The organism is Streptosporangium carneum (assembly GCF_027922005.1).
In the GTDB taxonomy this organism is placed as follows: Bacteria; Actinomycetota; Actinomycetes; order Streptosporangiales; family Streptosporangiaceae; genus Streptosporangium; species Streptosporangium carneum.
This window is the reverse complement of the sequence record NZ_BSEV01000102.1, coordinates 1-632: the sequence shown is the minus strand read 5'-3', so window position 1 is coordinate 632 and position 632 is coordinate 1. Positions and strand designations below refer to the sequence as shown.

Genomic DNA, 632 nt, shown 5'->3' with positions numbered 1-632 from the left:
TGAGGAGCCGGAGCCGGTCTGCGTCGATAACTGGGCAGATGGGCGCCCAGTAACCGATTTCGATTGGCGCGGGACCGTCCGGGATCCCTGGATTTCTCAGTTCGAGCCAGAGCGCGATGTGTTCGTAAATGGCTGTCAGATGCGCGAGCGCCGGTTTCAGTGTGTCGAGTACCGCGACGTATCGACGTGCGAGATCCCTGATACCTGTCAGCAGGTGGCTTCGGCGTGCCTCGAGCGGGATCCGATCACTAACGCTTGCATCCGGAACCGGCTGGACTTTGAGTGCCAAGCGCAGCCGGCTGGCTGCGTGCGCCGAGAGCGCGAGTATATGTGCGAAGACCTTGTCGACGGCGCCGGCCCACCTGACGACACGGTGACTGAAGTTGGGGAAGGGGAATGGCAGGAAGCCGATTGTCCGGATGTCAGTGATGAAGACCTTGACTGCGAGCCGCAGGAAACGGTTTGCACCGAGGGGGCGGGCTCTCGTCTGATCGGTGGGCAGGAGGTGTTCGAAGAATGTTGGGCGCGCGAGACTGCCTACATCTGTGAAGGCGTTGGCGAGATCCTGACGGACTGCGACCCACCCGACTATTGCGAGTTCTCACACGAGACCTGCCTGGACGAAGTGCCGT

The 632-nt window shown here is 61.6% G+C and carries 2 protein-coding genes; one reads left to right on the top strand and one right to left on the bottom strand.

The window, feature by feature from the left end; all coding sequences use genetic code 11:
• Nucleotides 1-289, bottom strand: a 289-nt coding sequence (locus tag PKF00_RS44015) for a hypothetical protein (protein WP_271223751.1), incomplete at its 3' end; no start/stop codon positions are given.
• 39 nt (nucleotides 290-328) lie between these two features.
• On the opposite strand from PKF00_RS44015, the gene traN reads away from it, so the two are divergent.
• On the top strand, nucleotides 329-632 hold a 304-nt coding region (traN, locus tag PKF00_RS44010), incomplete at its 3' end, for a conjugal transfer protein TraN (RefSeq protein WP_271223750.1).